Below are 11256 nucleotides of genomic sequence, written 5' to 3'. Positions count from 1 at the left end.
GACCAAGACTTTGCCTCCGACTTCCTTCAGATTCCATCTCACGATGGACACCCTTGTCATTAGCTAGTGGTTCCCACTACCAAGCCCACAACGGACTTTCACCGTCAAGTTGTTGCCCATGCTGGGCGCACAATAAAAAATAATCTATTGAATTAATATTATCCAACAGATTATTTTTATCCATATTTTTCAATTTATAATATCTCTTTATATTGCTCTTCCTTAAATCCTACTAATACCTTATCTTCACATATTAAAAGTGGTCTTTTAACAAGTTTTCCATCTGTAGCAAGCAATTTAATCATTTCTTCTCTAGACATATCTTTAATTTTATCTTTTAGCTTCATTTCCTTATATAACACACCTGAAGTATTAAAGAATTTTTTAATTTCTAATCCACTTAAATCTATCCATTTTTCTAATTCTTCTACTGTAGGATTATCTATAGTTATATCTCTATCATTAAAAGTTACATTGTTTTCTTGTAAAAATTTCTTAGCTTTTCTACAAGTAGTACATTTAGGATATTGTAAAAATAACTTTTCCATAATTATCTCCTTTTAAATTATTTTTTATAATTCTATCATAATTATTATATAATAGTAAATATTATCTCTTAATTTTTTCTAAATAATGATTTATTTTTTAATATTGTATATAATAAATACAATATTACTTTTATATTAATACATACTTATAAATTATAACTTTAAGGAGTGAGCATTATGGATAATTCATATTCTATTAACAATAATTCATTTATTACTATTAATAATTTAATAAACAAAAGAGATTTTGATACAGCTGAAGGTTTATTAAATTCTTCTATAGATAAAAATGCTGATTATCACTATCTTTATAGCCTCTTACTTGAAAAAAAAGCTTGGTTTGATGAATCTTTAAAACATCTAAAAATAGCTGTTTCTCTTTCTCCTAATAATACTTTATATAAAGAAAGCTTAATTACATTAATGGGTAGACATAGGCATTACTCTGATGATTATTATCATAATGGCTATAGAAGACGTAATAGAGGTTGTGCTTGTTGCTGTTGTGATGACTGTTGTGATTGTGGTAATTTTAGCTGCTGTGATTTAATATGTTTAGATCAATGTTGCGAATGTATGGGTGGAGATTTAATTGAGTGTATTTAATATTAAATTCTATTTTTTATATGAATCACTTATTTAGATTACTCTGAATATATTATAATAATTCAATAATCTTTTCTAAGGAGATTTATTTATGAACCCTTATAAAGTACTTGGTATAAGACCAAATGCTTCATTGGATGAAATTAAAGATGCTTATGAATCATTAGCAAGTACCTATAGTATAAATGACTTTAATGGTTCTCCAGAAGAACCACTTGCAGAGGATAAACTTTCAGAAATAAACGAAGCTTATACAATTTTAAATAACAATTTTAAGTACAAGAATATAAGAAACTTAATTGAAAATAAACAATTTTTATCAGCTGAAACAGAACTTAATCTAATCTCTGATAAAAGCTCACCTGAATGGAATTATCTACAAGGCTTTGTATTATTAAAAAAAGGATGGTTCCAAGCTGGCGTAAATCACTTAAAGACCGCTGCTGAATTAAACCCTAACAATGAGGAGTATCAAGAAGCATTAATGGTACTTGTCAAAAAGGTTAGAAAAATGAAAGCAAATTATGCTAGAACAATGCAATATAATAGTGCTAATAATAACAACAATATGTGTGGTGGCGGTGGTCAAACAAATAACATGTGTGGTGGTTCCGGCAGCGGTGGTGGAATAGATCCTAACATTTTAAATATGTTTATGAATGCTAACGGTGGTAGTCCTATGGGTGGTGCTAATCCTATGGGTGGAGGCAATCCTACTGATGGCATGAATACCACTAACAACGTTAACCCTATGGGCAATATTTCCAATATGATGGGTGGTATGGGTGGTGGCAATCCTATGCAAAATATGCTTATGCAAAGCTTAATGGGCGGCGGAAATGGAATGAATATGTGTGGTAATTCTGGTGGCGGTGGAATGTGTTAGTATTACTTTGAATAGACTTTTTGTCTTAATAAAGGAGAAGTTTAATGTTTGGCTATGTTACCCCTCTTAAAAGCGAACTAAAGTTTAAAGAATTTGAATACTTTAGAAGCTATTATTGTGGATTGTGTAATGAAATTAAAAGAGAATATGGTAATATTCCAAGATTTTGTTTAAATTACGATTTGACTTTTATAGGATTTTTATTAGATGGTCTTTACAGTAATCCACTAATTTTTGATTCCATTAAATGTTTACGACATCCTGGCAAGAACATTATAATAACAAAACAGACAAATGCTTTAAATTATTGTGCTAATTTAAGTATACTTCTTTTTGATTATAAACTAAAAGATAACATAGAGGATGACAAAAGTGTAAAAAGTAAACTTTTTAAATTTCTCCTTTCTTCATCTTGCAAAAAAAGCTTACTTGAATTGGAGAATCTTTCTGATAAAATATCAAATAATATAGATAGCTTATCAAATCTTGAAAAGTCAAAAAAACTTTCTTCTTTGGATGAAATCACGCATCCTTTTAGCGATATAATGGGAATGATTTTAAGTGAATTTCCTTATAATTTTGAAGAGGATTCTGATATATTACGCGAAAATCTATATAATCTTGGATATTTTATTGGAAAATGGATTTATTTAATAGATGCTCTTGATGATTTGAAAGATGATCTTAATACTAATAATTTTAATCCTTATGATGTATTATTCAACCTAAATTCATTAAACTTCGACGAATTAATTTTATCCTGTATTAATGAAATTGACTTTTATATTTCAAATTGTCTTGTAAATTGTAGCGATTTTCTTAAGGTTATTCCTTTTAAAAAGCATTATAGTATTATTGATAATGTAATAAATTTAGGAATGATCAATAAATACTATGAAATTTTAAATAAAATACCTATTATAGAAACAAAAAAATAAATACCAGTAGCTAAAAAGCTACTGGTATTTATTTTATTTACTATATACTGTTATATCTCTCTTTGTATCTAAAATTGCATTTCCATCCTTATCAACATCAAACACTGATGTTACTGTAACCTTTGTTATTTCACCCTTTAAATTTTCTAACTTTGCAATAAAATAATTTCTTGCTTTTTTCTCTATTTTTTGTGGCTCTTCTACTATACTTGTAAATGTTCCTTCTGTTGTTTCAACTACAATTTCTGTTTTTTCATCTGTTGTACCAAATACATATGAATTGTTAGTATTATTATATAAATTAACTCTTATTAGTGCCCCATCAAATAGTACAGCCTCTTTTACTAAATTTAAATTTAATTCTTTTTCTTTATCAACTGGAACATCAAAATTTATACACTCAGTAATACCATCTGGTGAAACTGCCCATCCATTATCTTCTTTTATTACTGCATATACATAATCTTCTGTAACTTCTTCATCATCTACCATTGCTGAAATAGTGACTACTGCTTGTTTTAGATTTTCATTTATATCTTCTATACCTTTTACTGTTGAATACTTTATATTTAAATCTTTTCTATTTTTCTTCATTACCTTCATTATTTGGTTTGCATCATACCCAATATAATCTATATATTCATTTGAATATAACTTAACCATTTCTTCTACATTATTCTCTGAATTATATGTATTAAATAAATTAATTGCCTCTTCTGGTGTATTTGCTCTAACCATTTCAACATTCTTCGTACATCCAAAAGATAAAAAAACAAAAATTAATAAAATACCTAACATCCCAGATATTTTCAATATTTTTTTCATAAGACTTCCTCACAATCTATAATTTCTCCTAATAAGTATATATCATACTTTAAAAACTTCATCAATATTTGCATAACTTAGTTTTCAAATTATTTAAAACTTCTAAGTGATTATCATAGTCTTTTATTACACCCTTTATATCATTCATTATGCTTTCTTCTATATTTTTATTTTCTTCTATAAATTTATTTGCATTTTTTATTCCCATATTCATAGCTTTTATTGCATGTTCACATACTTCAGAATCAGTATCAACAGATATAAGTTTTATTTTTTCACTCAATTTTATCACCTCTAACCTTTTTACATTATTTTTCCCATCTTTGAAAATAATATTTATAAAAATCTAAAAGCTATGCAAAATATTTTGCACAGCTTTTAAATTAATCTAAATCCTTAATATAGAATCCCTTATTATAAATTTCTTTATCATACTTAATTTCAAGGTTATTACAAGCTTTAACGTCTTTTTTATTTACAACAAACTTAATTCCTTCTATTACCTCTTCAACGTCCTCATCACTCTTAAAATCACAATACAATTCATAAGCTGGTCTACCACAACCATAGAAAACCTTTATTCTTATGTATTCCTCTGAACTTTGATTTACTAAAGCTTTTAAAGCTTCTTTTGCTTTTTCATCAAACTTTAATTCCATAACGCTACTCCTTCTTGGGTAAAATAAATATATTTATATTATATATTAAATTGTTGTATATTAAAACACTATAAATATTTATTAATATAATTAAACTATAAACTATATATAAAAATAAAGACCCTTTAATAAAATAAATTACACTTTACTAAAGAGCCTTTCTTATTTCATTATTTACCTAAACCAAATTCACTATGAAGCAATATTACTGCTTCTGAAACATTTTCAGTATCAATTAAACACCAAATAGTCATATTAGAATCTGTTGTTTGCAATATTTCAATATTATTACTTGTTAGGGTATTTATTATTCTTGCCATAACTCCCGGAACTCCATTCATTCCTGCACCAACAATAGCTACAGTACTACAATTTTCAATAGTTGTGTACTTAATTTCAGCTTTACTCATAACTTCTGAAAGTTTGTCTTTTTCAGTAGCATCAATAGTGAACATTTGATGCTCTGGAAAAATGTTTATTAAATCTAAACTTATATGGTTTTTAGCTAATAATTCTAAAAGATTTCTGTAAGTTCCTTTACCTTTATTATCTGATAATCTTACTCTTACTTGAATTCTATTATTTAAATGAGTTATTCCAGAAATCAATCTCTTTTCTTCTTCTGAAACACTACTCTTAATTATAGTACCCTTTGAATCATTCATAGTATTTTTAATAACTAATGGTACATTTCCCTTTTTGGCTAAGGCAACAGCTTTTGGATGAATAACTTTTGCGCCTTGATCAGCTAATTGGAATACCTCATTATATGTCATTTCATTTATAAGAGATGCATCCTCTACCATCCTTGGATCTGCTGTCATTATACCATCAACATCAGTATATATATCTATTTCTTTAGCTTTTAATGCAACTCCTAATATACATGCGGAAGTATCACTTCCACCTCTTCCTAAAGTTGTGAAAAATCCATCTTTAGTAACCCCTTGGAATCCTGTTACTACTGGCACTTTTCCTTCCTCTATAATTTTCATTATATTATGAGTATCCACATCAATAGCTTGTGCATCAGTGTGGACATCATTAGTTATAATTCCAGCTTGCCCTCCAGTTAGTGGAACTGCAGTTATTCCATGCTTATATAAGTCATTACATAATACTACTGAACTTATTATCTCTCCACAACACATTAATAAGTCTTGAGCCTTTTTATTATTATCTTTAAAATTATTATCTACAAGTGATAATAGGGTATCTGTTGCATAGGCTTCTCCCATTCTTCCCATAGCTGATACTACTACTACTGGTCTTAATCCACTTTCAATTGCCTTCCCTATTTTATTTATTACTTGTTTTCTTCTTTCCTCTGTAGATACAGATGTTCCTCCGAACTTTTGCACTATTATATTCAAGGACTCTCCCCCTTAAGTTTTTTAAGCTCTCGCTCTTTTTATCTTTCCTTCCTCAGCAGAGATTACTATGACATTAGTTCCAACCTTTGTTACACATTCCCATGGTATTTCAACATATTCTTTGCTACCAAAGAAGCTAAACTTACTTGCACTAATACTAACAACCAGGAATTTAAGATATCCTTCTTCATCAATTATAAAATCAATATTTTGAGCGCTATCATACTTTTCTGCACTTTCTAAGTTAAAAATTTCATATCTTTCTAACTCACTTAAGTTTCTAAGTTGACTTTCTGGCTTTTTTTCGTAATATTCAAAATCCTTCATAATAATTACCTCCTTGTTATACATAATATTATGCACTCAAGAGGTAATATATTACTTTACATATACTATTAAAATCCAAGTAGCGCTTCACTCTACTTAAATAATATATCAACTATAAGCTAAAGTTACAATAGAAATTTTTCATCATTACAACTCTTATATGCAACTTTAGATTCATTTATTATTTTATTTAAATTTTCAGATTCTATTCCTTGACCAACAAAAGCAGTACTAATTATTCCCGGCTTAAAGCACCTCTCCAATACATAGTTTATGTCATCACTATCTATTTTGTTAATTCTCTTAATAACATCTTCTTGTGTTTTAATTTTATTTTGTAATAAGAAACATTTTGCATTAGCAAACATTCTAGATGAAGTACTTTCTAAACCTAATATATAACTTGCTTTAATTTTCTCTTTATTAATTTCTAATAACTCTTTACTTATACATTTTTTAGCAAAATCATGTAAATGTTCATTAATAACACTTATAGCTTTATCGCAATACTTATTGCTTAATCCTGTATATATATTTAATGTTCCAATACCTAGATAAGGTTGCATATAAGAATAAATACTATAGCATAACCCTAACTCTTCTCTAACTTTTTGGAAAAGTATTGATGATGCACCACCACCAAATATATTATTTAACAATACTAACGAATAAGCTTTATCATCAGCATATGGCAATCCATTTAAACCTAGATTTATATGAACTTGCTCTATTTGTTTTTCTGTATATTTACTATCATGTTTTAATGTAATAAATTCATATGTTGGATTATATGTATCATCCTTGCTCCACTTTCCAAAATACTCTTCTATAAGCTTTCTTAATTCCTTTTCATCAAACTTTCCACAAATACTAAGTACAGAATTATAAGGAGTATAATGTGTTCTAATATAATCTTTAATCTTCTTTCTATTAAATGATTTTATTCTATCAGGTGTTCCTAAAATTGGATAGGCTAAAGAATCATTTCCAAAGATAGCTTCTGAATGTATTTCGTCTAATACATCTTCTGGATTATCTTGACTCATATTTATTTCTTCAATAACTACACCTTTTTCTTTTTCAATTTCTTCTTCATCAAATTTAGAATTTAATATCATATCAGAAATTACGTCTAAACATAAATCTACATATGTATTTAATGCTTTTATATAATAACAAGTAGTTTCTTTACTTGTATACGCATTAATTTGACCACCTATATTTTCTATTCCTTGTACAATATCTTTTGCACTTCTTTTATCTGTTCCCTTAAAAAACATATGCTCTATAAAATGTGAAATCCCATTTACATCTTTACTTTCATTTCTAGAGCCATTTTGAACCATTACTCCCACACTTATAGAATTAACATGCTCAATATATTCTGTTACAACTCTTAATCCATTATCTAATGTATATAAATTAAACATATTTGCCTCCATTTTTATCAATTTGCTTTTAGTTTATTTTAATCTTATCATATTTATTCTACATAGTAAAAAAAAGAGAATTATTTTAAATTCTCTTTTAACATATATATTATTCTGTTACCTCTTCTTGTGGAAGAGCATCTTTTCTTGAAAGGTTAATTCTTCCTTGAGAGTCTATTTCAGTTACCTTAACTAAAATTTCATCTCCAACAGATACAACATCCTCAACTTTTTCTACTCTCTTCTTATCTAATTTAGAAATATGGCAAAGTCCTTCTTTATTAGGTAAGATTTCAATAAATGCACCAAATGCAGCTATTTTAGTTACTTTTCCTAAATAAACTTCACCTGCTTGAACTTCCTTAGTTAAGCCTTCGATTATTCTAATAGCTTCATTTACTCCATCATGGTCTGGTGAAGAAACAAATACTGTACCATCTTCTTTTATATCAATCTTAACACCTGTATCAGCTATTATCTTATTAATAACCTTACCACCTGCTCCAATAACATCTCTTATCTTTTCTGGATCAATAGTAATAGTTGATGTTTTTGGTGCAAACTTAGATACTTCTGATTTTGGTGCTGGAATACATTCATTAATTTTATCTAAAATGTGTAATCTAGCTTTTCTTGCATTTTTAATTGCTGTTTCAATTACATTAAAGCTTAACCCCTTAATCTTAGTATCAACTTGAATTGAAGTTATCCCTTCAGTTGTACCTGCTACTTTAAAGTCCATATCACCAAAGAAATCTTCAATTCCTTGAATATCAGTTAAAACTTCTTCTTCAGTTAAATCTTCTGATGTTATAAGTCCCATTGCAATACCTGCTGCTGGTCTCTTTATTGGAACACCTGCATCTAATAGTGCTAATGTAGATCCACAAACAGAAGCTTGAGAAGTTGAACCATTTGAGCTTAATACTTCTGAAACTAATCTAATTGTATATGGGAATTCTTCTTCTGAAGGAATAAGTGGCTCTAAAGCTCTTTCAGCTAAAGCTCCGTGTCCTATTTCTCTTCTACCTGGTCCTCTTAATGGCTTTACTTCACCAACAGAGTAAGCAGGGAAGTTATAGTGATGCATATATCTCTTAGATTCTGTTTCACCTATACCGTCTATAATTTGAATATCTCCAACAGCACCTAAAGTAGCTACTGTCATAACTTGAGTTAACCCTCTTGTAAATAAACCTGTTCCATGAGTTCTTGGTAATAAATCAACTTCACATGAAATCTTTCTTATTTCATCAAAAGCTCTTCCATCAGGTCTTCTAGAGTGATTTAAAAGCATATCTCTTACTACTTCTTTTTGCATGTTATAAACTATTTCTTTAGAATCCGCAAATGTATCTGGATACTTTTCTGCAAACTCTTCAGTTATTTTATCGTTTACTACATCCATTGCTGCATTTCTTTCATCTTTATCAGTAATCCACATAGCTTCTTTGATCATTTCGCTAGCAAATTCCTTGATATCTTTTGTAAGCTCTTCATCTGGCTTATAAAGAACAGGCTCATCCTTTTCTTTTCCGAATTTAGCCATTGCTTCTTCTTGGAATGCAACTATATCTTGACACTTCTCAAAACCATATTCAATTGCTTTAATCATTGTATCTTCTGGTATTTCATTTCCACCAGCTTCAATCATCATAACTCTTTCTTTAGTTGCACAAACAGTTAATTGAAGAATACTTTCTTCTCTTTCTTTTGAAGTAGGGTTTAAAACAAAATTTCCATCGATTAATCCAACTTGCACTGCTGCAACTGGAGTTGTAAAAGGAATACTTGATAGAGATAATGCCATTGATGCTGCATTAATTGCTAGAATTTCTGGTAAGTTATCTTGTTCTACAGATACAACTGTACAAACCACTTGGACATCATTTCTATATCCCTTAGGGAATAGTGGTCTTAATGGTCTATCTACAGCTCTTCCGAAAAGAATTGCATTTTCTGAAGGTCTACCTTCTCTTTTTATAAATCCACCTGGTATTTTGCCAACTGCGTATAATCTTTCTTCATATTCAACACTTAATGGGAAGAAATCTATTCCTTCTCTTGGTTTTTCTGAAGCATTAACATTTGTTAATATTACTGTATCTCCATAGCTCATAAAAATAGCTGCATTTGATAGCATTCCAACTCTACCAAATTCAACTTTCATACTTCTACCAGCTATATTTCTTTCTAGTATATTAGTCATTTAATAACCTCCCTTCAGGTTTTACGGTTCTACTAATTTAATTTTTTTAAAATAATAGAGCGGATAAAACCCGCTCTATAAAGACTATCTTCTTAAGCCTAATTGTGCTATTATAGCTCTGTATCTTTCGATATCTTGTTCAGCTAAGTAATTTAAAAGACCTCTTCTTTGTCCAACCATCATTAAAAGACCTCTTCTTGAGTGGTGGTCTTTCTTGTGAACTTTTAAGTGTCCAGTTAATGAGTTGATTCTTTCAGTTAAAAGAGCGATTTGAACTTCTGGTGAACCAGTGTCTCCTTCGTGTCTTCCGTATTGTTTGATTAATTCTTGCTTTCTTATTGCGTCCATAATGACACCTCCAGTTAATTTATCCCCTATTTCCAGGAAAAGAGAAAATCACCCTCAAATCTTAGAAGTAGGTTCTTCATGAAATATTATAGCAAAGTAAGTCTATCTTGTAAACATAATTTATAATTTTACACTTATTTAAACTTTATTATCTAATAATAAAAATTTATATATTATTTTGCTCTATAACTTCACTATTTTCCTCTGCAAATTTTTTATCTTTTTTTAATTGTTCAATCAATTCATGAATATTATTAAATTTTATTTCATCTCTAATTCTATCAATAAAATAAATATTAATTTCTTTTCCATATATATCATTACTGAAGTCTAAAATATAGGTTTCTACCGTTAATTCTTGCCCATTTACTGTTGGATTATTCCCTACAGAGGTAATTCCTTTAAAAATTTTTTCATTAATTTTTACATTAGTGTAGTATACACCCTTTTTAGGAATAACTTTTTGTTTATTTATTTCTAAATTAGCAGTTGGAAATCCTATAGTTCTACCTAGCTTTTTCCCATCTATTACTTTTCCTGAAAGCATATATGGCCTAGATAACATATTAAAGGCCTTTCGCACATTTCCATTTACTAATTCTTTCCTAATATTTGTAGAACTTATTATTTCACCTTCACTTTTACAAGGTTTCATTACATACAAGTTATATCTATATTCTTCTTCAAACTTTTTTAAAAGCTCAACATCTCCTAAATTTTTATAACCAAATTTAAAATTAAATCCTACTACAATTCCTTTTACATTATAAGTTTTACATAACCAGTTAATAAATTCATCCGGCATCATCTTCATCATTTTTTCATCAAAATCTTTAAATGCCAGTATATCTATACCTTCTTTTTGTAAAACATCAATCTTCTCTTCATTAGTCATGATTAATTCTATTTTGTTATTAATATTTATAAATGTTCTAGGATGATTTTTAAAAGTAAAAACAATAGATTTCCCATTATTTTCTTTAGCTAAACTTTTAACTTTTCTCACTAATGATAAATGTCCTAAATGTAATCCATCAAAGCTACCAAGGGCTATATAATTATTTTTACTTTCTTCATCAAAAGCTTTGTTATCATATATTAGCATTA

13 protein-coding genes are annotated in these 11256 nt (G+C 28.4%); 3 read left to right on the top strand and 10 right to left on the bottom strand.

Annotation, left to right across the window (positions count from 1 at the left end; translation table 11 throughout):
* Positions 1–194 precede the first annotated feature (194 nt).
* Entirely contained in the window at positions 195–548 is a 354-nt protein-coding gene (locus Q0Y03_RS11995) for an arsenate reductase family protein (RefSeq protein ID WP_195468012.1), read from the bottom strand.
* Positions 549–725: 177 nt separating this feature from the next.
* Here Q0Y03_RS11995 and Q0Y03_RS11990 point away from each other — a divergent pair, with 177 nt between their 5' ends.
* From Q0Y03_RS11990 to Q0Y03_RS11980, 3 genes are all read left to right on the top strand, one after another.
* Positions 726–1154, top strand: coding sequence for a molecular chaperone DnaJ (locus tag Q0Y03_RS11990; RefSeq protein ID WP_297714050.1), 429 nt, complete (start codon positions 726–728; stop codon positions 1152–1154).
* A gap of 91 nt (positions 1155–1245) precedes the next feature.
* Positions 1246–2040 carry a J domain-containing protein gene (locus tag Q0Y03_RS11985; protein ID WP_297714049.1) on the top strand — a complete coding sequence of 265 codons (795 nt, stop codon included), beginning with the start codon at positions 1246–1248 and terminating at the stop codon, positions 2038–2040.
* A gap of 44 nt (positions 2041–2084) precedes the next feature.
* Positions 2085–2978, top strand: coding sequence for a DUF5685 family protein (locus Q0Y03_RS11980; protein WP_297714048.1), 894 nt, complete (start codon positions 2085–2087; stop codon positions 2976–2978).
* Between the two features lie 33 nt (positions 2979–3011).
* Here the strand turns inward: Q0Y03_RS11980 and Q0Y03_RS11975 are convergent, their stop codons facing one another.
* The 9 genes from Q0Y03_RS11975 to Q0Y03_RS11935 form a co-directional block, all read right to left on the bottom strand.
* A complete protein-coding gene (locus tag Q0Y03_RS11975; RefSeq protein ID WP_297714047.1) occupies positions 3012–3803 on the bottom strand; it encodes a hypothetical protein in 792 nt (263 codons plus the stop codon).
* A 61-nt stretch (positions 3804–3864) separates the two neighbouring features.
* Positions 3865–4086, bottom strand: a complete 222-nt coding sequence (locus Q0Y03_RS11970; protein WP_297714046.1) for a hypothetical protein — start codon at positions 4084–4086, stop codon at positions 3865–3867.
* 100 nt (positions 4087–4186) lie between these two features.
* Positions 4187–4462: an iron-sulfur cluster biosynthesis family protein gene (locus Q0Y03_RS11965; protein ID WP_297714045.1), complete on the bottom strand. Its 276-nt coding sequence runs from the start codon at positions 4460–4462 to the stop codon at positions 4187–4189.
* 170 nt (positions 4463–4632) lie between these two features.
* Positions 4633–5835 carry an aspartate kinase gene (gene dapG, locus Q0Y03_RS11960; protein ID WP_297714044.1) on the bottom strand — a complete coding sequence of 401 codons (1203 nt, stop codon included), beginning with the start codon at positions 5833–5835 and terminating at the stop codon, positions 4633–4635.
* Positions 5836–5856: 21 nt separating this feature from the next.
* Positions 5857–6162, bottom strand: coding sequence for a YlmC/YmxH family sporulation protein (locus Q0Y03_RS11955; RefSeq protein ID WP_297714043.1), 306 nt, complete (start codon positions 6160–6162; stop codon positions 5857–5859).
* A gap of 125 nt (positions 6163–6287) precedes the next feature.
* The gene (locus tag Q0Y03_RS11950) at positions 6288–7592 is read right to left on the bottom strand and encodes a pitrilysin family protein (protein ID WP_297714042.1); all 1305 of its coding nucleotides are present in this window, start codon (positions 7590–7592) and stop codon (positions 6288–6290) included.
* A 109-nt stretch (positions 7593–7701) separates the two neighbouring features.
* Positions 7702–9801, bottom strand: a complete 2100-nt coding sequence (locus tag Q0Y03_RS11945; RefSeq protein ID WP_297714041.1) for a polyribonucleotide nucleotidyltransferase — start codon at positions 9799–9801, stop codon at positions 7702–7704.
* Between the two features lie 84 nt (positions 9802–9885).
* Positions 9886–10149 carry a 30S ribosomal protein S15 gene (gene rpsO, locus Q0Y03_RS11940; protein ID WP_133014141.1) on the bottom strand — a complete coding sequence of 88 codons (264 nt, stop codon included), beginning with the start codon at positions 10147–10149 and terminating at the stop codon, positions 9886–9888.
* 166 nt (positions 10150–10315) lie between these two features.
* Entirely contained in the window at positions 10316–11254 is a 939-nt protein-coding gene (locus tag Q0Y03_RS11935) for a bifunctional riboflavin kinase/FAD synthetase (protein WP_297714040.1), read from the bottom strand.
* Between the last annotated feature and the right edge of the window lie 2 nt (positions 11255–11256).

The organism is Clostridium sp., assembly GCF_026168755.1.
GTDB lineage: Bacteria > Bacillota > Clostridia > Clostridiales > Clostridiaceae > Clostridium.
The sequence above is the reverse complement of the archived record's forward strand: the minus strand, read 5'-3'. Positions and strand labels throughout refer to the sequence as shown.